The 20,551-nt window shown below is 53.1% G+C and carries 19 protein-coding genes; 11 read left to right on the top strand and 8 right to left on the bottom strand.

Features of this window, described 5'->3' with window-relative positions:
- Both ACMAY6_RS01175 and ACMAY6_RS01170 read right to left on the bottom strand, forming a co-directional pair.
- Window positions 1-1,185, bottom strand: coding sequence for an aspartyl/asparaginyl beta-hydroxylase domain-containing protein (locus ACMAY6_RS01175; RefSeq protein WP_435213727.1), 1,185 nt, complete (start codon window positions 1,183-1,185; stop codon window positions 1-3).
- Window positions 1,182-1,610, bottom strand: a complete 429-nt coding sequence (locus tag ACMAY6_RS01170) for a hypothetical protein (RefSeq protein ID WP_435213725.1) — start codon at window positions 1,608-1,610, stop codon at window positions 1,182-1,184. The genes ACMAY6_RS01175 and ACMAY6_RS01170 overlap by 4 nt, the downstream gene beginning before the upstream one ends.
- Window positions 1,611-1,705: 95 nt before the next feature.
- Here ACMAY6_RS01170 and ACMAY6_RS01165 point away from each other — a divergent pair, with 95 nt between their 5' ends.
- Window positions 1,706-2,821, top strand: a complete 1,116-nt coding sequence (locus ACMAY6_RS01165) for a PQQ-dependent sugar dehydrogenase (RefSeq protein WP_435213723.1) — start codon at window positions 1,706-1,708, stop codon at window positions 2,819-2,821.
- Window positions 2,822-2,858: 37 nt separating this feature from the next.
- Window positions 2,859-4,133: an NADH:flavin oxidoreductase/NADH oxidase family protein gene (locus tag ACMAY6_RS01160; RefSeq protein ID WP_435213722.1), complete on the top strand. Its 1,275-nt coding sequence runs from the start codon at window positions 2,859-2,861 to the stop codon at window positions 4,131-4,133.
- Between the two features lie 77 nt (window positions 4,134-4,210).
- Here the strand turns inward: ACMAY6_RS01160 and ACMAY6_RS01155 are convergent, their stop codons facing one another.
- A complete protein-coding gene (locus ACMAY6_RS01155) occupies window positions 4,211-4,888 on the bottom strand; it encodes a crotonase/enoyl-CoA hydratase family protein (RefSeq protein ID WP_435213720.1) in 678 nt (225 codons plus the stop codon).
- Window positions 4,889-4,979: 91 nt separating this feature from the next.
- On the opposite strand from ACMAY6_RS01155, the gene ACMAY6_RS01150 reads away from it, so the two are divergent.
- Both ACMAY6_RS01150 and ACMAY6_RS01145 read left to right on the top strand, forming a co-directional pair.
- Window positions 4,980-5,432 (top strand): YaiI/YqxD family protein, encoded by a 453-nt coding sequence (locus ACMAY6_RS01150; RefSeq protein ID WP_435213718.1) that lies wholly within the window; start codon window positions 4,980-4,982, stop codon window positions 5,430-5,432.
- Window positions 5,433-5,673: 241 nt separating this feature from the next.
- Window positions 5,674-6,849: an MFS transporter gene (locus ACMAY6_RS01145; RefSeq protein WP_435213716.1), complete on the top strand. Its 1,176-nt coding sequence runs from the start codon at window positions 5,674-5,676 to the stop codon at window positions 6,847-6,849.
- 15 nt (window positions 6,850-6,864) lie between these two features.
- Here the strand turns inward: ACMAY6_RS01145 and ACMAY6_RS01140 are convergent, their stop codons facing one another.
- On the bottom strand, window positions 6,865-7,431 hold the full coding sequence (locus tag ACMAY6_RS01140) for a gamma carbonic anhydrase family protein (protein ID WP_435213714.1): 567 nt from the start codon (window positions 7,429-7,431) through the stop codon (window positions 6,865-6,867).
- Between the two features lie 140 nt (window positions 7,432-7,571).
- Between ACMAY6_RS01140 and ACMAY6_RS01135 the strand changes: the two genes are divergently transcribed.
- The 3 genes from ACMAY6_RS01135 (at window position 7,572) to ACMAY6_RS01125 (ending at window position 12,467) form a co-directional block, all read left to right on the top strand.
- Window positions 7,572-9,374 (top strand): ABCB family ABC transporter ATP-binding protein/permease, encoded by a 1,803-nt coding sequence (locus ACMAY6_RS01135; RefSeq protein ID WP_435216082.1) that lies wholly within the window; start codon window positions 7,572-7,574, stop codon window positions 9,372-9,374.
- On the top strand, window positions 9,371-11,281 hold the full coding sequence (locus tag ACMAY6_RS01130; RefSeq protein ID WP_435213712.1) for an ABC-F family ATP-binding cassette domain-containing protein: 1,911 nt from the start codon (window positions 9,371-9,373) through the stop codon (window positions 11,279-11,281). The genes ACMAY6_RS01135 and ACMAY6_RS01130 overlap by 4 nt, the downstream gene beginning before the upstream one ends.
- A gap of 67 nt (window positions 11,282-11,348) precedes the next feature.
- Complete coding sequence (locus tag ACMAY6_RS01125) at window positions 11,349-12,467, top strand: pyridoxal-phosphate-dependent aminotransferase family protein (protein WP_435213710.1); 1,119 nt, start codon at window positions 11,349-11,351, stop codon at window positions 12,465-12,467.
- Between the two features lie 4 nt (window positions 12,468-12,471).
- Here the strand turns inward: ACMAY6_RS01125 and ACMAY6_RS01120 are convergent, their stop codons facing one another.
- The 3 genes from ACMAY6_RS01120 to ACMAY6_RS01110 all read right to left on the bottom strand — a co-directional run bounded on the left by ACMAY6_RS01120 (window position 12,472) and on the right by ACMAY6_RS01110 (window position 15,911).
- Window positions 12,472-13,050, bottom strand: coding sequence for a methyltransferase domain-containing protein (locus ACMAY6_RS01120; protein ID WP_435213708.1), 579 nt, complete (start codon window positions 13,048-13,050; stop codon window positions 12,472-12,474).
- Window positions 13,051-13,179: 129 nt separating this feature from the next.
- Window positions 13,180-14,172 (bottom strand): threonine ammonia-lyase, encoded by a 993-nt coding sequence (locus ACMAY6_RS01115; protein ID WP_435213706.1) that lies wholly within the window; start codon window positions 14,170-14,172, stop codon window positions 13,180-13,182.
- A gap of 215 nt (window positions 14,173-14,387) precedes the next feature.
- Window positions 14,388-15,911, bottom strand: a complete 1,524-nt coding sequence (locus ACMAY6_RS01110; RefSeq protein ID WP_435213704.1) for an arylsulfatase — start codon at window positions 15,909-15,911, stop codon at window positions 14,388-14,390.
- Window positions 15,912-16,171: 260 nt separating this feature from the next.
- Between ACMAY6_RS01110 and ACMAY6_RS01105 the strand changes: the two genes are divergently transcribed.
- Window positions 16,172-16,642 (top strand): DM13 domain-containing protein, encoded by a 471-nt coding sequence (locus ACMAY6_RS01105; protein ID WP_435213703.1) that lies wholly within the window; start codon window positions 16,172-16,174, stop codon window positions 16,640-16,642.
- A gap of 97 nt (window positions 16,643-16,739) precedes the next feature.
- Here the strand turns inward: ACMAY6_RS01105 and ACMAY6_RS01100 are convergent, their stop codons facing one another.
- Complete coding sequence (locus ACMAY6_RS01100) at window positions 16,740-18,026, bottom strand: Nramp family divalent metal transporter (RefSeq protein WP_435213701.1); 1,287 nt, start codon at window positions 18,024-18,026, stop codon at window positions 16,740-16,742.
- 40 nt (window positions 18,027-18,066) lie between these two features.
- Between ACMAY6_RS01100 and ACMAY6_RS01095 the strand changes: the two genes are divergently transcribed.
- From ACMAY6_RS01095 to ACMAY6_RS01085, 3 genes are all read left to right on the top strand, one after another.
- Entirely contained in the window at window positions 18,067-18,678 is a 612-nt protein-coding gene (locus ACMAY6_RS01095; protein WP_435213700.1) for a fumarylacetoacetate hydrolase family protein, read from the top strand.
- Between the two features lie 222 nt (window positions 18,679-18,900).
- Window positions 18,901-19,452 carry an HNH endonuclease gene (locus ACMAY6_RS01090; RefSeq protein WP_435213698.1) on the top strand — a complete coding sequence of 184 codons (552 nt, stop codon included), beginning with the start codon at window positions 18,901-18,903 and terminating at the stop codon, window positions 19,450-19,452.
- 126 nt (window positions 19,453-19,578) lie between these two features.
- Entirely contained in the window at window positions 19,579-20,547 is a 969-nt protein-coding gene (locus ACMAY6_RS01085) for an AAA family ATPase (protein ID WP_435213697.1), read from the top strand.
- The last annotated feature ends 4 nt before the right edge of the window (window positions 20,548-20,551 follow it).

The following is a 20,551-nucleotide window of genomic DNA, read 5'->3' as shown; positions in this document are numbered from 1 at the left end:
TCAAGCGGGGGACTGCCCTACTTTACCGAATCCAGAGACCGCTTCAAGCACGCTGGTTATTAAGTGACGTTCATCACTATCGAGCTCGGGGCGCCACACATCGAACAGTAAAATAGTTCGCGGTTCTTCCCCATTGTTCCAAGCTTCATGGTTTACGCTGTCGTCAAATGCCCAACTGCTACCCCGCTCAGTTTCTCGTGAATCTTCGCCAACACGCAGACCACAACCCGCCGGCACGGTCAGCGGTAAATGACAAATTAATCGGCAGTTCAGTAACCCGGTATGCGGATCAATTTTGGCGCCAGCATCAAGCTTGGAAAACAGTACCGAGGGCGCCAAGCCAGCAATCCTCGTTAAAGGTAGGTCAGCCATGAGAGCCGCAGTTTCCGGGCAAGACGCAAGAACATCAGGCTGCGGCACCCCGTCCTGCCAAAGAAACGCTGATGTCCAATCGTCGCTATCGAGTAACGTCGTTCCACTATTTTGTGGTTGCTCCAAACCGCTGTGCACGTAGGGCGAAAAGCGATCGGAAGACTTTCGCAGCAAAGCGTTCAGCTCCCCCTCGATCAAATCTGTATGTGCTTCCAAGTCAGCGAGCCATGGGAGCTGCTCATTAGGAAAATACGTACAATAAGGCACGTCATCCAGATAAAAAGCGTGGGGGGCTTGGGGAAATTTATGCCCCGGATCTTTTCGCTGTTTACGCCCCAAAAGCATATCGAGAGAATTATTGAAACGCGTCGATGCCCGATTGCGGCGGTAACCCGCTGAGGAAAGACGATCAAACAAGTGTTGCTGAAACATCTGTCCCAGCTGCTGCAGCCGGGTTTCTACTCGATCTAAATCTGAGGACAGCTGCGGCGGGATGTCCGTCAGGTTTGCGGCAAGACGGAGGATTAGATTGTAATAGGAGGAAGCATTTTGAAAATCGTCCTTACCCAACAAAATATCGCCCTTGATAATCAAAGCGCGCATATTGTGGGGCTCTTCTACTAGGACCGCATCTACCGCTTTTTCAGCCTCGGGCACATCACCCTGAGTCAGTGCTGCCAGTGACAGACCTAGCCAGCACCGCGGTGTCGCAACATTGTTAGCAACAGCCTGCTGAAATATCGCCAGCGCTTCCGCGGGGCGTCCAGCCTGAAGTTCAGCAATTCCCTGCTGAAAGTAGTCAGCCTCGGTCATGCTTTTGCTCCGGTTAAATAGGCATAGAACCAGCCCGCAATACCACCCGCAGCCCCCTGCATCAGCAAGCCAAAGGTGCTCCTTACGGCGGCGAAGCCGATCAACCCCAAGGTTGCCTCCAAAATCAAATGAATAGCGATCAAAGCCACAAAGCCTGCCAGCGCGTAGGTGAAAAGGCGGGGAAAACCCAGTCGACCGTGTAATTGCCCCGCCACCGGCAGTGCAATAAGCAACGAAATTGCGACTAACGGCAAATACGAGCCCAGTAATCCAAGCCAATCAAACCAAACCGCCGCCAAAACATCAGTGGCAGAAACTGGCATAGCCATCTCCTTAAGTCCGGCCATGATCATAAACGTTGAAAAGGCGCTGGCTAATAGGTACGCCACTAAAGTGGCTGGGAAGTAAGCAGCGATGGCACGCACGAGCGGCTCCTTATTAACGGCAATGCAAATTTTGCACTGCGATGGGGTTATAGTTATGGTCCGAGGACTAAAAACTCTTGTTCAAAGGATGCACCATGCCTTCTAGTTACAACTTCGTCAAAACCGTTTTTATCAGTGCGATACTCCTAACGGCATTGCACGTGGAAGCTGCCAACTACCAAGTTAACACCATTACAGACACGCTAGAACAGCCCTGGTCAATTGCAGAGCTGCCCAACGGTAACGGCTTCCTGATCACTGAAAAGGCGGGTCGCCTTTTACACGTCGATCACAGCGGCAATGCCACCGCAATTGCCGGCACCCCTGACGTGTTTTTTAAAAGCCAAGGCGGCTTGCTAGACGTTGTCCTCGATCCTGAGTTCGCCTCCAATCAACAACTTTATCTCTCTTATGCCGGGGGCGATGCCGATACGAACCGCACCACCGTCATGCGCGCCAAGCTTTCCGGGGAGCTATTGTCTGATTCGGAAACTATTTTGGAGGTTCAACCCAGCAAGAAAAAAGCCGCACATTTTGGTGGCAAATTGGCTTTTTTGCCCGATGGCACCTTGCTGCTCAGCGTTGGTGAAGGTTTTGAGTATCGAGAGCAGGCGCAGAGCCTAAACAGCGAACTAGGCAAGCTGCTGAGAGTAAATAGCGATGGTAGTGCACCTGCTAGCAACCCTTTTCCAAAGGTTGCGCCACGGGTTTACAGCTACGGACACAGAAACCCTCAAGGGCTCGTGGTCGACCCCGAGACAGGGACTATTTGGATGGCAGAGCATGGACCCAAAGGCGGAGACGAACTCAATCGAATTGTTCCCGGCACTAACTATGGCTGGCCCGCAATTACTTACGGTGTAGATTATTCAGGAGCGATTATTTCGCCCTACACGGAAGCCGAAGGTATGGCCCAGCCGGTCATGTACTGGGTGCCCAGTATTGCCACATCGGGCCTTGCTATCTATCGAGGTACGGCTTTTTCAGGATGGGATGGGTCGTTACTTACAGGCGCGTTAGTTGACCAAAAACTTTATCGACTGGCCCCTGAGGGCAATGGCTTTGTCCAGAGTGAGCCCTTTCCCGAAGTGACGGGAAGAGTACGCGATGTCCGAGTTTTAGGTGATGGCAGCATTGCGGTGGTTACCGATGAGGGCGCCTTTTTCCACATCACTTCAAAACCCTTAGAGCACACGGCAGCCACCGAGTAACTGGAACAGCGTTTGCCCTCCAAAAAAGGAACCCAAAATGATAGAGCAATCATTAACTCTGCCCTGTGGGGCAACGTTGACCAATCGTATCTGCAAAGCTGCAATGACCGAGGGGCTGGCCGGGTCAACCGGGGTCCCGGGGGCTGCGTTGAATCAACTGTATGGGATCTGGAGCGATGGCGGAGCAGGGTTATTACTCTCAGGTAACGTGCAAATTGACCGCGACCATTTGGAGCGACCGGGCAATGTGGTCGTTGACCAAGAACCGGATGCCGCCACGAAAGACGCCTTAAAGGCATGGGCAACGGCAGGAACTCGCGGTGGCAATCATTTTTGGGCACAGATCAGCCACGCAGGACGGCAGTGTCAAAAAATCATTAATCCAACGCCCAAAGCCCCCTCGCCCATTAAACTAGGCCTACCGGGCGGACAATTTGGTGAACCCGTTGCTATGACTGAGTCGGATATTGAGGCCGTTATCACGGGCTTTGCGCGCTGCGCCCGTGTCCTCAAGGAAGCGGGCTTCACCGGCGTTCAACTTCACAGCGCCCACGGCTACTTGTTGTCTCAATTTCTGAGCCCCCGAAGCAATCAACGTACAGACCGTTGGGGCGGCAGTCTTGAAAATCGTGCCCGCGCTTTACTGGAGTCAGTCAACGCGGTTCGTGCGGCGGTTGGCCCTGAGTTCCCAGTAGGCGTGAAGCTTAATAGCGCCGACTTTCAACGGGGTGGATTTGATTTCACCGAAAGCCTGCAAGTGGCCAAATGGTTGGAAGCGGCGGGTGTCGACCTGCTGGAAATTTCAGGAGGTACTTACGAGCAGCCACGGCTGCTAAACGTAGAGGGCATCGAGCCTGTAGAAAATCAAGCCGTGGCGCAGTCAACCCGGGCCAGGGAGGCTTATTTCGTGGACTTTGCTCAAGCCATGCGCAAGGAACTGACCATGCCCCTGATGGTAACGGGCGGCCTACGACGCCTAGACGCCATGGAGAGCGCCCTTGAAAGCGGGTCTGCCGATGTCGTTGGGATTGGTCGACCCATGTGCGTTATGACCGATGCACCTAATCGGCTGCTCTCTGGCATGGCAGAGCTCCCTCGATACGAGGATGCGCTTTCACTCCTGCCTCGGTGGCTGAAAATCCTCGAAAAAATATCGTTATTTAAAACCTTAGGGACCTTTGCCGTGCAGTACTGGTACTACGAGCAAATTTTGCTTCTGGGCGAACAAGGGAAAACCGCTGATGATCTTTCAGTCTTCGCGGCTACTCGCCGCCAAATGAAACTGGCTAACGATTTGGCCGCAGCACGGTAGCCGCTAGTTGGTCTAGGTTAAATATTCCGAGTGCGGCCGCTTTGTTGAACAATCTTAGGGCCGATCAACACGCTCGGTTAACCAAAATCTCGTGCCATAGCCGTATCCCAGCGACTGGCAAAACCCTCCCGCAATCGCGCCTTGGTTGCCGCGAACGAAGGCATATCTAAGGCGGCGAAGCGCCGAGCAGTACTTGCCGCCTCTGCCATAAGGTTTTCCGGGGCACAGCAAGCATCGAGAATACCCGCCTCCGCGGCGCCTTCGGGGTCATAGATACGCGCCAAAGTCACCACCTGATGGGCATGGGCTGCAATCACACGCTCCTGCGCTAACTCAATGCCAAACCATGGCAACGTCATGCCAATGGCCACCTCATTCAGGCCAAGTTTAAAAGCACCTCGACATCCCAAGCGGTAATCCGCTGAAAGACAAATTAATGCGCCCATAGCCAAGGCGTGTCCAGTTACCGCAGCAATCACAGGGGTTTGGCTATGTGCCAGTCGTCCGGCAATATCAGCACCCCTTCGCAACAGGCGCTGACTGTCTGCATCCATTTTTCCCATGACATTTAAATCAAAGCCGGCACAGAATTTGCCGGGCCGACCCGCTAACACTATCACCTTGCCAGACTCAAAACCTTGATCGAGGGCACTGTCTAGACCATCTGCCATAGCAAATGACAACGCATTGGCCTTGCCATCATCAAGGGTAATTAGGCTAAAAGCGTCTTGCTCTTGATAAGTAACCAATGCCATTGTGCTGCTCTCCTACGTAACGTTGTTATCCGCGTGTTAGTGGCGCCTCCGGAGGGCGTTACCTGCTTTATATATTAAAGGAAACCATTGCGTGAACATTTTAGTCGACGCCGACGCCTGCCCCGGAGCGATCAGGGACATCTTATGCCGCGCGGCTGTGAAACGCGAAATCAAGGTAGTTTTTATTGCCAACCAAGCAATTAACTTGCCCCCGTCTCCCTGGCTACAAAGCTATCAAGTTGCACAAGGATTTGATAAGGCCGACGACGAAATTGTTGCGCGGGTGGCGACCAACGATCTTGTCATCACAGCTGATATTCCACTAGCAGCTGACGTCCTTGAAAAAGGTGGCCGAGTACTTACCCCCCGTGGTGAGCGTTATAGCACCGCAAATATCAAACAGCGGCTGCAAATGCGCGACTTCATGGAGACCATGCGCGCCTCTGGCCAAAACACCGGAGGCCCACCGCCCATGTCTCAAACAGATCGAAAAACCTTTGCCGACCAGCTCGATAAGCTGCTGACTCAGCGCAGTCGTCCCTGAAAGACTGACACGTTGGGTCCATTCTTTGTCGCCAGAAGCGAGGGCTCGGGCAGCAATTGGGGCAGCCACCACAGCTAATGAGAGAGCTAACGGTATTAATGGCAGCACCAGAGGCAGCAACAACCGATATACTGCCGGCCCAGCCGCGTGTGGGATGCAGCGTCCCGCGCTATGTTCCCAGTCACAACCGTCATCGTTATGAGCAATCACTTATGTTTTACAGCCAAAGAATCTCTTCAGTTTGACTGGGAATAGAGAAATCTTTTGGCTGGCCTGTGCCTCGGCAATCGTGACAGCCAATGCCTACTATATTCATCCGATTATTGCTGCGGTAGCTCGGGACTTTGGCGTTAGTGATGCCAGTATTGGCATTGTGCCTGCCGTCAACCAAATTGCCCTCGCCCTGGGTGTGCTTCTGCTTTTGCCTTTAGGTGATCGAGTCGATAATCGAAGATTGGTCACGCTGTGCCTTTCCGTTCAAGTGCTCACCCTCGTGGTTATGGCCGGCACCACCAGCTTCGTCGTTTTTATCACAGCATCAACTGCACTGGGTTTCTTCACCATCACCCCGTATCTGCTCCCCGCCTATGCCTCCCGTCGCGTCACTCCCCAGCAACTCGGTTACGCAACCGCTCTGCTGACGACAGGCGTCATTGCCGGAGTTCAGGTTTCAAGACTGTCTGCTGGCGTTATTGGAGCTTATACCGACTGGCGCTGGGTTTATTGGATTGCCGCGGCTCTAATGACCGCCGCCGCCATTATCGTGCCCCGGATCATGGTGCCGGAACCCGTAAAAACACCAAACTCTAGCTATTGGGCGCTGATTAGATCGCTATTCGTTCTTGGCAAACAGCATCCAAGATTGATGGTATCGGGGGTTATTCAAGGCCTGAACTTCGCCGCCTTTATTGCTGTCTGGTTAGGCATTGGACTCCATCTCACTAGTGAAGCCCAGGGACATGGCTCTGACCTTGTGGGTTATCTCACTGCATTCTCGGCAATAGGCCTTCTGACAACTGCGCGCTTGGGAAAATGGGCGGACACTCAGGGCGCCGAAAAAGCCCGACTCATCATGGCCACTTTTCAGTTTCTGGGAATAACACTGCTAATGACGGCTGAAACAAACTGGGTGTTCTTGCTGCCACCACTGGCCCTAATGGCAGTCGTTGGCCCCTTGGTCGACGTCACAGGCCGCATGACAGGGTTGCAAGAAACCCCCGCCGTCAGAACACGATTAATGAGTCTGTACGTTTGTATGATGTTTACGGGCGGCGGTTTGGGCAGTTGGGCAGGAACCCTAGCCTACGATCGCTTCGCGTGGACCGGAATCGTAGGGCTCGCTATGGGGCTTAGCGTTACCGTTTGGCTGTTATCGCTGCAACAGTGGTACCAAAGATCCCACCGCCAAACTGTCTAGAACACCCCAATCCGCTCACTTTTCTGCGGGCTTCTCACCTTTGTACAACGCCATAATGTCAGCAACTTCAGACTCATCGAGCCGATCGCGGCCATCGGCGAAGCTTCCTGCAAATCGTTGATACATAGCGGCATTAAGCGCATTGGCCGCACCATTATCCCGCGTTCCCACCACCTTAGCGGGGACACCAGCAATAATTGAGTTTTCAGGAAAAACGCTGTTTTCTCGCACAATGCTGTTACCGGCGACAATAGAGTTAGCGCCGATTTTCGCGCCGTCCATAATCGTGGAGTTAATGCCAATCAGGCAGCGGTCACCAATCTCGCAGCCGTGCAAGGTTGCGTGATGAGTAATAGAACAGTCCTCACCGACAATCGTGGGCGTCATGGCTCCGACATGAATCATGACAAAATCCTGAATGTTGGTCCGCGCGCCGATCCTGATCTCGAGGAATTCCGCACGGGTCACCACATTGGGCCAAACTGAAGCGTCGGGACCAATATAGACCTTGCCATAAAGCCAGGCGCTTTCATGAATAAATGCGGGATTGTCCAATGTGACGTTGTCGCTGATGAAGCCCATGCCGAAGCATCCTTTAATTCTTGTAGTGGAGTTTTTACGACGCGACTGTGTACGAAGCGTCCCTTAGGGTAGAGTACTGCACCCTCAGCCATCTGGACACCTTAGGCGAGCCCAATCAGTGGGCTTCTAACACGTTACCCATGCACAGTTTTCAAACAGACGACAACGAAATAGAAAACAGCAGAGTGTTGTTACCTAAACTCTGGAGGCGCATTGCGCCCATTCTTTATGACAATCGCGGCAGAGTCGGTTTCGCTCTGGCCTGCCTCCTGCTTGCAAAAGCCGCCTTACTGCTGATTCCTTTTTTGCTGAAGGCACTAGTCGATGGTTTAGATCAAAGCGCAGCTCAGGTCACAACCTCAGTTATTTTGTTTATGGTCGCGGCTTACGGCGCTGCACGGTTCGCCAACACCCTATTTGCTGAATTACGAGACACCTTGTTTGGCCGCGTGACCGAACGCGCCATGCATCGCATTGGTCTCGCTGTTTTTAAACACATACACAGCTTAGACCTTGACTATCACCTGAACCGTCGCACAGGTGGGCTCGCGAGAGATATTGAACGTGGCACCAATGGCATTAGCTTTCTCATGCGATTTTTCATTTTCAACATTGCACCCACACTGTTTGAAATTGCCATGGTCGCTACGATCCTTTTGTTCAACTACGGCGCACAGTACAGCTTTATCGTTTTGTTATCGGTGGCGCTTTACGGCGCTTTTTCCTTCCGCGCTACTCGATGGCGAACGCGCTACATTCGCGAAGCCAATGCAGCTGACTCCGAAAGTAACACCCGAGCGGTCGACAGCCTGATCAACTATGAAACGGTTAAATATTTTAATAACGAAGAGTTCGAAGCCCAGCGCTACGACGAATCATTGGAGCAATGGGAGCAGGCGCGACGTAAAAATCGGCTGTCACTACTTGCACTCAATAGCGGCCAAGCAATCATCATTGCCCTGAGCCAGACATTGATGCTGGGCTTGGCCGCACTGTCAGTGCAAGACAGCAATATGACCCTTGGGGATTTTGTGCTCATTAATCAGTTTATGTTGCAGCTATTTATTCCCCTGAGTTTTCTCGGTTTCGTTTACCGTGAAATTAAGGCCTCCCTCGCCAGCATCGAGCGGCTGTTTCGCGTGCTGGATCAACAACCTGCGGTTATGGACCAACCGGAGGCAGACGTCTTGAAGATGGCGACGGGAGCTATTGAATTCCGGCAGGTAAACTTTGGCTACAGCGACGCGCGGCAGGTGCTCTCAGGACTCAACTTTACAATTGACGGCGGCGAAACTGTTGCGCTTGTCGGCGCAAGTGGCGCAGGCAAATCCACGGTAGTAAAACTCCTCTTTCGCTTTTACGATCCGAGCAGCGGCACTGTGTACCTCGATGGACAAAATATTCGAGACGTCACCCAAAACTCACTGCGCAGCTCGGTCGCGATTGTTCCTCAGGACTGCGTGCTGTTTAACGATTCTTTGTTGGAGAATATTCGCTACGGGCGACCCACAGCAACAGACGAAGAGGTAAACGCTGCTGTGGCTGCGGCATACCTCGACGATTTTGTTGCCCGTCTACCCGAGGGTATCAGCACTCGAGTCGGCGAAAGAGGACTCAAACTCTCGGGAGGCGAGCGTCAGCGCGTTGCCATTGCCAGAGCGGTTTTGAAGTCGGCACCTATTTTAGTATTCGATGAAGCCACTTCAAGTCTGGACAGCGAATCTGAACGTGCGGTTATGCGAGCGTTTCGCGCTCTGGCAGGGCACCACACAGCGGTCGTCATCGCCCACCGGCTCTCCACCATTGTTGACGCCGATAGAATATTGGTACTAGAGGACGGACGTCTCGTAGAGCAAGGCAAGCACGAAGCGCTGCTTGCACAAGACGGCCGTTACACCGCTTTGTGGCAAGCACAACAGCGAGAAACGGGGCAGCAAGCGTGATCATATTAGAAGATATCGCTCTGCGACGGGGACCCAAGCTATTAATGCAGGGGGCCTCAACCACCCTTCAGCCGGGTCAGAAACTCGCGCTCATTGGCGCCAATGGCACTGGCAAGTCGAGCTTATTTGCCATGCTGCTGGGCGAGCTTTCTGCCGACCAAGGTCAAATTCGCGGCATGACCGGATTACGTGTGGCCCACATGGCTCAAGAACTCGAAGTGAGCGATGACACCACGCTAAATTTTGTCATGGCAGGTGACGCCGCTGTCTATCAACTGACGCAAGACATTGGCAAAGCCGAACAAGCTGAAGATTATGAACGCGCCGCCTACCTGTATCAGGAGATGGAAGTTCTGGACGGTTACAGTGCGCCAAGGCGTGCAGAGCAACTCTTGCTGGGCTTGGGTTTTGCCCAAGCTGATTTAAAAACATCAGTGACAGAGTTTTCAGGGGGCTGGCGTGTCAGGCTAAACTTGGCTCGTGCACTTATGACACCCTCAGACGTTCTCTTACTCGATGAGCCTACCAACCACCTCGATCTCGATACCATGTTGTGGCTGCAGGGGTGGCTACTTCGCTATTCAGGCACTTTACTGATGATCTCCCACGATCGGGATTTCATCGATGCTATTTGTGAACGCACGCTAAGTCTTGAGCAAGAGCAGTTGATCCCCTATCGCGGGGGCTATTCAGCCTATGAGCAGCAGCGCGCTGAGCGCATGGCACAGCAACGGGCTCAATATGCCAAGCAGCAGCGGGAAATTGGACAAATGGAAGATTTTGTCCGGCGGTTTCGCGCCAAAGCCACGAAAGCGCGTCAGGCTCAAAGCCGACTGAAGGCGCTAGAACGCATGGAAACGGTGGCACCCGCCCACGTCGATTCTCCCTTTTCTTTTCAGTTTCCCGAGCCTGGCAAAAGCAGTGATCCCCTTTTGACAATCGACAATCTTGTTCTTGGTTACGGTGACGACATTGTTTTGGACGGGGTGTCCCTGTCTTTGCATCCGGGAGATCGTATTGGCTTATTAGGCAAAAACGGCGCGGGTAAATCTACGTTCCTTAAGGGCTTAACAGGCGCCTTGCCGGCGCTATCGGGGGATCGGGTCACCGGTGCGCATCTACGAATTGGCTACTTTGACCAACAGCAACTGGAGGTTTTAGATCTGCAGGCCAGTGCATTACTACACCTGCAAAGGCTGAGCCCAAAGGTTCGTGAACAAGCGATTCTCGATTTTCTTGGGGGCTTTAACTTCAAAGGCGATCGGGCCCGACAAGAAATTGCGCCCTTCTCTGGCGGCGAAAAAGCCCGTCTCGCCCTAGCTATGGTCGTCTGGCAAGATCCCAACGTGCTTATTCTGGACGAGCCCACCAACCACCTCGATTTGGAGATGCGGCATGCCTTGGCCGTCGCATTGCAGGGCTATACCGGCGCCATTGTTTTAGTCAGTCACGATCGTCACTTGATGCGTCATGCGGTGGAATCATTATGGCTGGTTGATAATGGCGCAGTCACGGAGTACCCCGACGATTTGACGGCTTATGAGCAATGGGTACTCTCAGGAGATCGAAGCGCCACGGTAGCCTCTGGTAAAACAGCCAACAAAACTGCACTAACGCAGGACAGCACTGGCAAGGGCAAACAAAGCCGTCAAGGTGCGGCAGAGCAGCGTACCCGCTTGCGTCCACTGCAGAAGGCGCTAGAAAAAACCGAACGCACACTGGAAGGATTGCAGCAAAAGCTCGGTGAACTGCAATCCCAGCTGGCCAATTCGGACCTTTATGAACCCGATCAACAAGAGCAGCTCGCCAAGTTGGTCGAAGCGGAGGGTTTATTGAAATCCCAGCTAGCTGACACCGAGGAAACGTGGATACAACAACAAGAAGCTATAGAGACTGCTAGCGGTTAGCTATCCCTCGCTATACTAGGCATTATTGCGTCGCATTTTTTTATCACACCATCGGAATCAATTTGTCATGAGCCAGAGCTTTCATCCGCCCCAACGTACCCTCATGGGCCCCGGTCCCTCAGATGTATCACCTCGGGTACTCGGTGCCTTGGGCCGCCCCACCATTGGGCACCTCGATCCGCTATTCATTGAACTCATGGACGATACCAAGCGGCTACTCCAGTACGCCTTCAAAACCTCCAATGAACTGACGATCCCGCTATCGGCTCCCGGCTCTGCTGGAATGGAAGCTGCATTTGTGAATTTAGTATCACCCGGTGACACAGTAATCGTCTGCCAAAACGGCGTCTTTGGCGGACGCATGAAAGAAAATGTCGAGCGCTGTGGCGCGACTGCGGTTATGGTTCAAGACCGCTGGGGAGATCCTGTTGACCCCAAAAAAGTCGAAGAGGCCTTCGCCGCTAATCCTGAGGCTAACCTGCTGGCTTTTGTGCATTCAGAGACCTCAACAGGGGTTCGCAGTGATGCTAAAACCCTCTGCGGTATCGCCAAAGCTCACGACGCATTAGTCGTTGTCGATACCGTGACTACACTAGGTGGCATTGATCTCCGCGTCGATGAATGGGGTGCCGATGCGGTGTATTCCGGAACGCAAAAATGCCTTTCCTGCGTGCCCGGCCTGTCGCCCATGACCTTTAGTCCCGCAGCGGTTGAACGTATCCAAGCTCGCCCTACCAAAGTACAAAGCTGGTTTTTGGATATGCAGCTGGTCATGGGCTACTGGGGTGGCGATAGTAAGCGCGCCTATCACCACACGGCCCCCGTGAATGCGCTCTACGCGCTTCATGAGGCCCTGCTGATTCTAGAAGAGGAAGGCCTTGAAGCCAGTTTTGCCCGGCATCAGGCTAATCACGATGATCTCGTTTTAGGTCTAGAGACTATGGGCTTGGAAATGGCCGTTGCCCCTGAGTGGCGACTGCCGCAGCTCAATGCAGTGTGCATCCCCGATGGCGTCAATGACGGTGTCGTGAGGGGTCGTCTGTTAAAAGAATTTAATCTTGAGATCGGTGCAGGCCTTGGGGCTTTGGCCGGCAAGCAGTGGCGAATTGGTTTAATGGGGCATGCGAGTAATCCGGTCAACGTTGAGCGGTGCCTTACTGCGCTTCAACACGTACTGGGCCACTGAGCACTCAACGAAGGGTTAACCGAAACCCCAGCTCATAAACGCCCAAGGGGTGTTCAGACCGTACTGATGTTTCATCCCAGATCCAGCGCTGCTGAGAAAACAACTGCTCCATGGCCGCTATTTCACAGTGAAAGGGCGGCCCTCCCGTCTCCCCGGTTTGCATAAACAGGGCCAGTAGCGTGCCACCAGGCCGTAACCAACCGGTGAGCAGGCTTTCGTAGGCACTCCAGTGTTCTGGATGCAGCGCACACAGACAGGTCTGCTCGTAAACAATATCGACGGGGGTATCGGGCGACCAATCGAACAAATTGCTGACAATGACCTCGCCATGAAGGCCTTTCGCGGACAAAGCGGTTTTCTGAAATTGAGCTGCACTGGGAGAAAGATCGACGCCCACTACGCTGAACCCCAGTTCGGCCAGACCTTGAAGCTCGGGCGATCGTCCACAACCGGGAATTACAACGGTGCCCTGCTGCAAGCTCAACCACGACTGCCAAGCCGTAAAGGCCGGGTTTAGACCGGTACGCTCCCAAGGTACTGAAGGCTCCTGATAACGCGCCTCCCAATCCAGAACTGGTTCCATAGCACTGCTCCTGAAATCTTTTGCCCTTGCCACTGTGCCTGTAGCTTGTTTCTGAGGCAACGGCGCCCTAGAGGTTGTAAGGGATTCATTAATGGCTCTTTCGGGGGTACCACTTGGGGAGGTGCCGATTTAGAAGGTCTCCTGGGAGTTGCTATCTGCGTTAATCGCTGCCGCGAATACCGCAGGGTCAACATTGCCGCCAGACAAAACAATGCCCACCGACCGATAATGATCAGGGACTTTGCCGGACAACAACGCGGCTAAGGCAACAGCGCCCCCAGGCTCGAGCACCAGTTTGAGGTGCTCAAACGCAAAAGCCATGGCTAGCAAAACTTCTTCGTCACTGACCGCAAGTCCTCCGGCGAGAAGGCGTTGGTTAATCGCAAAGGTTAGTTCACCCGGCGTTGGGGCAAGTAGTGCATCACAAATCGACGTCGATCCCGGCTCAATGCGCTCTCGCACACCGTTGTGCAGTGAGCGCTGATGGTCATTAAATTCTGAGGGCTCCACCGCAAACACTGCCGTATTAGCCTGTAATCCTTCGACGGCTAACGCGCAGCCGGCAACAAGGCCGCCGCCACTGCAACACACCAGCATTGCGTCTGGAGGCTCTGCATCCTGCAATAATTCCAGGCCTACGGTGCCCTGACCGGCAATGATGTCTACGTCGTCGTAAGAAGGCACAATCGTCCCGCCATCCCTCGCCACAAGATCACGGGCAATGACCTCTCGATCCTCACTGTAACGATCATAAGCAACGATCTCAGCACCGAGGGCCTGCGTATTACGCGTTTTAATTTGGGGAGCATCGGCTGGCATGACAATACGCGCCGGTATGTTCAATAATCGTGCCGCTAGGGCGACCCCCTGAGCATGATTGCCTGATGACCAAGCCACCACCCCAGCGGTGCGCTCTTGGACGGTCAATTGGCATAAGCGATTGAAAGCCCCCCTGAACTTGAAGCTGCCAGTGTGTTGCAAGCATTCTGGCTTTATAACGACTTGCCGCCCCGTCAGAGCATTAAGTTGAGGGGAATATAGCAGCGGTGTGCGCACGACGTGTCCTGCTAAGCGCTGGGCCGCCCGCTCAACCTCACTAAAACTTGGTGGGCGTGTCTCCATTTAAAACACTCTCAGTCGATAGGACATGTGCCTTATGGGCAATATCTGAAAACATACCCGTGCGTTATAAAAAGTCACCTCGAGTGGCTTGTCTCGCGTTTCTTCTTGGCGGGCTAAGATGGCGTGCTGCGTCTAAACCGCCTCAAGCTAACACGCGATGCGGTGCACCCCCAGCTACAAGCTACTTTTAAGCTTGCGCAGCGAAGCCAGTGGCCTTAGTGGTCATGGCCCTCAAACCGGTAAAACGGCTCCATCATTTGATCGATCGTAAAACTCGCCGGCCGTTGCCGGGGTGGAAAAGCCATCAGAGTGCCTATGAACTTTTCTAACTCGGCCCTAGCCATGTAGATCCGTGGAATTTTTTTAACCCACCAGTCGTTGTAAGTATTGGAGTTTTGATCGGCACGTTCAAACGGGTCACGACGTAAGTGGAATAGTTTGGGAATGCGCAACATATCAAACTGTTCACGCCAAACGTCGAATTCTTTAGCACGCTGCTCAGCAAATACCACCTTCCAATCGCCAATACGCATGGCTGTCAGCAAACCATCGTCGCTCCAATAGAGGAACGTATCCCGGGGACCGTGGTCGGCCTCTCCAGTTAGGTAAGGTAAAAAGTTATAGCCGTCCAAATGATTTTTATAGGGCTTGCCATTCACCACGGTGCCCGCTTTCAGTTCTTCAGTAATCGTCGGTCGCCCGGCTGCAGCCATAAAAGTGGGCGCCCAGTCGGTGTGAGACATCATGTCATTTAGGATCGTGCCTTCGGGAATTTTTCCGGGCCAGCGGACCATGGCTGGCACGCGAAACCCGCCCTCCCAGTTGGTATTTTTTTCGCTTCGAAAAGGAGTAATACCGGCATCAGGCCAGGTATTAAAATGCGGGCCATTATCGGTCGAATACAGAACGATAGTGTTGTCTGAGACGTTCAGTTCATCTAACTGATCAAGTAATTCGCCGACCATGCGGTCGTGGGCTACCATCGCGTCGTTATAAAAGCCTTGACCCGAAAGCCCCAATTCTTCATCGGCAGTATGCGTCCAGAAGTGCATGCGCGTGGTGTTTACCCAAACAAAAAAGGGCTTCTCGTCAGCCACCGCACGGCGCATAAAATCTTGGGCTGATGCCACAAATTCGCGGTCGATTGTCTCCATACGCTTCTTGGTGAGGGGGCCACTGTCCTCGACCCGACCATCGGCGAAGGATCGGATGACCCCTCGAGGCCCAAAGCGCGCAATAAAGGCAGGGTCAGTCGGGTAATCAACATCCTCAGGCTCTTCCTCGGCATTGAGGTGGTACAGGTTGCCAAAAAACTCATCAAACCCGTGCTGTGTCGGGAGAAATTCATCGCGATCGCCGAGGTGGTTTTTCCCGTATTGCCCTGTAACGTAGCCCTCGGCTTTCAGTAATCCCGCAAGGGTGACATCTTTTTCACTGATGCCCTGCTCTGCTCCAGGCGCTCCCACTTTAGTGAGGCCCGTGCGAATAGGTGACTGTCCAATAATGAAGGCCGAGCGACCCGCAGTGCAGCTCTGCTGACCGTAATAGTCAGTAAACTTTGCCCCCTCGTTAGCAATGCGGTCAATATTCGGTGTGGGGTAGCCCATCATGCCCATATTATTCGTTGATAGGTTCCAAAACCCGATATCATCACCCCAAATTACTAAGATATTAGGCTTGTCGGCGGCGTGAAGCGAAGACGAAACGAGTAGCAGGCATAGGCTTAATAAACGCAGCATGTGGTGGCTTCCTGACTTATTATTGTGTTTTGTTAATGACCTATCATGCATCAGCTTATTTGACACTGCCAGTGCTCTCAGGAACTTTCAAACGGGTCTAAGTTGCATATGAGCAGGCGGTTAAACGAGCTCTGCACGATAGAACGCGCGTCACATAACTTTTGGCGTAAGTTACGCCAAAATCAAACCGGCGACAACAAGATATCTGTGGCAGGCTAGGGTCACCTTCGGCACTGACTTTCCTCAGTATGGCAACGCGTATGACCAAACTTCTTCTCATTCTGAGTCATTGCGCTACAGCCCTGTTGGGCTTTGCTCTGGGCATTTACCTACTGCCAATTCTGCTAGAACCGGCAGCGCCTGACCTCTTGGCAGTTGAGGCCACACTAAGCAATCCGCTATTCACCACAGAGTTTGAGCGCCAACGTGAAGATAGTGATGCGCTGCATTGGGGGGAGGGCCAACTTCGACTGTATTCCGACACAATTGTATTCGAGGGAGAGCTGGCGCCCGGACCCGACTACCGACTGTACCTAACCCCAAAATTTGTCGAGACGGAGGCTGATTTCTTGGCGCTGAAGGACCAGTCCGTCGAGATGGGCGCCGTAAGAAACTTTGATGGTTTTGTGCTGAATAACGCCTTCGCCGTCAATGACCCTAGGTACACAACCGCGGTGGTGTGGTGTGAGACCTTCGGCCAGTTTATCAGCTCGGGCCAGTATCGACCCTGAACTCAGCCATGTATCACCACTGCGCTGCCCCCGCTAAGTATCTTATTCAAACTATGGTACCCACAGTTGCATTAACAAAAATCATGTTGCGGCGAGGCTACCCAAATAGCTTCATAAGCTTACTAACAGCCAGCAGGGTCACGATGACCAGAACCAAAATAGCCGCCGCATTAAGCACAATGTGATTACGGTAAGCGCGGGGTAACAGCGCGCTATTAGCGACCACCATCAAAACCAATGCTATTAATGGAAGTAGCAACGCATTGGTCACCTGAGCCGTTACGATAAGGGCAGCAGGCCGCGAGGTAACAACCGCAAAAAAGCCCCCAACTAGTACGACCGTGAGCGCTACAACCTTAAAACGCAAGCTATGGGTTTCCACCGACCATCCCATGGCACCACAGATAGTCCAGCCCGCCGCAACAGGCGCAGCAATGGCTGACGTAAGACCCGCGGCAAATAGCCCAATACCCAAAATGGTGGCACCCCATCCGGGTATTTGGCCTTCAATCGCTGATATCACGGCATCTAAAGGGGGCTGATCGACAGCGCCGGGTACCAGTGCAGCAGCAACCACAACAATAGCGGTCGTGGTAAGACCCCCGAAAGAAATCGCCACACAAGACTCCCAGCGAGCACCTGATAGGGCTTCATCTATTGCACTGCCGCGCCAGTGCTGTCTTGCTGCGGTGGCATGGAGAAATAAGTTGTAAGGCACAACCGTTGTCCCGATCAATGCCAGTATCAACGTCAAGTTGGTGCCAGAAAAGTTTGGTAGCAGGCGAATTTCTGGCTGAGACCACAATAATGGTGCCAAAAATAGTGCCAGCCCTATGAACAGTAAGCCCATCATAGCCACCAAACCCACCAAAATGCGCTCAAGTAGGCGATACCGGTTGATCACGATGAGGATCGCAGCAACGGTGGCGCACACCAAAACAACCGCTGCTGAATTCACTCCAAAAGCTGTACTTAGCCCTATTCCAGCACCTGACAAATTGCCAGACTGGTAAGCCGCGTTGCCCACTCCAACCGCCAATACGATCAGCAGAAGCACCGGCACACCCCACCAATAACCAGCGCCAAAATCTCTAACAAGCGTCGCTAAGTCACGATCTGTCGTCAAAGCACTTCGCACTGACAGCTCCTGCAGCAAGACAGTCGCAAAAATTGAGAACGCGATCGCCCAGATAAGCGTTATGCCAGTTGTAGCCCCGGCCACACTGGCCGTTGTGATTGTGCCAGGGCCTATAAATGCCGCAGCAACCATTGCTCCCGGACCCAGACGCAGCCCCATAGAAAATCCTCCCGCTGTTACCCGTACCGCCAGACCGATCAGAAAAACCTCGCCCACCCACAACACGGCCCTGCTGTAATCAGACATCCTGATCTATAGTGCCAGTAAAGACCGCTAGGAGCCCACCATGAGATCAATCCAGTTTGAAAACCAAAGCATTACACCGGGCAAAATTGTATGCATTGGCAAGAATTACGCGGCACATATCGAAGAAATGAACAGTGCAGTTCCCGAACAGATGGTGGTTTTTATGAAACCCAACTCAGCCATTGGAACGACACTAAGAGCCGTTGCCGACGAGCCCCTCCACTATGAGTGCGAGATTTGTTTGCTGGTTAAAAACGGCGACATATTAGGGGTTGGTGTTGGACTGGATCTCACTAAGCGTGATCTGCAAGGGAAGCTGAAACAAGCGGGGCTGCCGTGGGAGCGAGCCAAAGCTTTTGACGGTGCTGCTCTGTTCAGTGAGTTCATAGCTGCACCAGTGGATCCACTTGAACTGCGCCTTGAGCTTTGGGTTGACCGCACGCTGAGACAAAGTGGCGAAGCCACCGCCATGCTTTATAAACCCAGCGTTATTGTCGGCGAGCTGAACACCTTCCTCACTCTGGACGACTTTGACGTCATCATGACCGGCACGCCTGCAGGTGTTGGCCCCATCGCCGTAGGAGAGCATTTTGAGGCGAGGCTTTTACAGAGTGATTCAACACTTATCAGTGCCAGCTGGACAGCCCTGTAAATCGGGGCAAACGACCACCCCTAAAAGCATTAAGTAATAGGCCGCTATTGGCCCTAAATTAGCCAGTGCCAGCCCATAATTCGGGATACTTTCTCTCATAAAGCTAAATTCATGGCTCATATTTGCCGAAAATATGGCGGGATGACACCACGGCTCAGAAAAACTTTAATTGTAACTGGGGTTTTTTTTCAGTAGGTTTTCAGAAACCTGAGAGAGAAAGCCATGCAAGCGATCCTCAGACTAGATCTAGCGGGACAACCAAGAGGCTGGTTGACCCTTCAGGAAACCATTTCCGCCTACGCGAAAGGTGATGTCATATATGGCATAGGTGATCCGCTCCCCCCTGTTTATGGGGGCATTCAGCGACTCACAGGTCATCGCTCGACTCTTGTCGTACAACCGATCATTGCAACCGAGGGTAAAATCTACGACGCCTTTGTTCCGCCATTGTGCAACCGAACCCTGTTTAAGCGGGATGATCATCGCTGTTTGTACTGTGGTAACCAAGCCTCAAGACACCAGCTAACCCGAGATCATGTGTTGCCCGCTAGTCGGGGAGGCACCAATAAATGGGAAAATGTTGTCGCGGCCTGCAAACGTTGCAACTGGCAAAAAGACAATAAAACACCCGAAGAAGCGGGTATGCCGCTACTTGCAGTGCCGTTTCGACCCAATCCCTTCGAGTGGCATTTCCTCGCAAAAGACCGCGTTCTTACCGATCAAATGGATTACCTATCGAAGCGTTTCAAGGCCGATCGAGACTGGGCCCACTGACGCTTATGTCCAATATTAGATTCACTAGGACTCGGCGCAGCTGATAGGCTTACTGTCTCCCAAAGGATGCTGTAATTGATCGCGGCCTCGCTGAGGACTGAGGAAACAACAACTAGGAACACCGTTATGACCGACCGCACGCGCGCCGACATTGCCGACCTGACAGCTCGAGTCAATGCCGCGGTTATTGGCCAAGAAGCCGTAGTCCATAGCTTGATATTAGCTTTACTGTGTAACGGCAACGTTTTACTAGAGGGATTGCCAGGAACAGCAAAGACCCGATCGATCAAAACACTGGCGCGCGCCATGGGCGTAAATCTTGGGAGAATTCAGTTTACTCCAGATCTTCTACCGGCTGATGTGACGGGAAGCGAGACGTATCACAGCAATGAAGGCGGCAGCGAATTGATTTTTGAACCTGGCCCGATCTTTAACGAGCTGGTGCTCGCTGACGAAATCAATCGAGCCCCCGCCAAAGTGCAGTCTGCTTTGTTGGAGGCAATGGAAGAACGGCAGGTGACCGTTGCGGGTAAAAGTTACCCACTGCCACCATTATTCCTTGTCATGGCGACCCAAAATCCGATTGAGCAAGAGGGCACCTACCCCTTACCCGAGGCACAGATGGATCGCTTTCTGTTTAAAGTCAGGGTCGATTATCCCGACGCTGAAGCCGAGCGAAGCATCGTCCGCATGCTGCAGAAAGAAGAGGGGAGTCATCACGCTGAGCAAACGCCAGTAGGAACCGAGGCTATTTTTGCAGCAAGACAAGCCATCCAAAAAATGACCTTCAGCGAGCCTGTCGAGCGCTATCTCGTCGATTTAGTGATGGCAACGCGTCAACCGGAGAGTCTGTCCGAGGAGCTTGCGAGCTGGATCGCCGTAGGGTCCAGCCCTCGGGCAAGTATTTCCCTGCATCGGGCGTCCCGAGCAGAGGCTTGGCTGCAAGGACGCGAACATGTGCTGCCCGAGGATGTGCGAGCAGTGGCTCCAGCTGTTTTGCGCCATCGCTTAATTTTGAGCTACGACGCGCTGGCTGACGGCATTGATACCGACAAGGTCGTCACAGATATTCTCGACCTCGTTGCAGCAGGCTAATCCA

The sequence above is a fragment of the Luminiphilus sp. nBUS_16 genome (genome assembly GCF_051201645.1).
In the GTDB taxonomy this organism is placed as follows: Bacteria; Pseudomonadota; Gammaproteobacteria; order Pseudomonadales; family Halieaceae; genus Luminiphilus.
Note: the sequence above shows the minus strand (reverse complement) of the source record. Positions and strands in the feature narration are given on the sequence as shown.